The following is a 206-nucleotide window of genomic DNA, read 5'->3' as shown; positions in this document are numbered from 1 at the left end:
CGCTACCAGCTCGCCGACGCCGAGGCCGACGCGCGCGCCATCACCCGGCACGGGCTGACCACCGCGCTCCCGGCCGCCCTGGACCGGGGCGAGTTCTTCATCGAGTACCAGCCGCTCGTGCACCTGGACGACGGCACGGTGCACGGCGCGGAGGCGCTCGTACGCTGGTGCCATCCGCAGCACGGGGTGCTCGGCCCCGACCGGTT

General features: G+C 74.8%; 1 protein-coding gene. It reads left to right on the top strand.

The features are described 5' to 3' along the window. Positions 1-206, top strand: a 206-nt coding sequence (locus G3I65_RS04220; RefSeq protein WP_160694917.1) for an EAL domain-containing protein, incomplete at both ends; no start/stop codon positions are given.

Source organism: Amycolatopsis sp. SID8362, assembly GCF_010550475.1.
In the GTDB taxonomy this organism is placed as follows: Bacteria; Actinomycetota; Actinomycetes; order Mycobacteriales; family Pseudonocardiaceae; genus Amycolatopsis; species Amycolatopsis eburnea.
The sequence above is the reverse complement of the archived record's forward strand: the minus strand, read 5'-3'. Positions and strand labels throughout refer to the sequence as shown.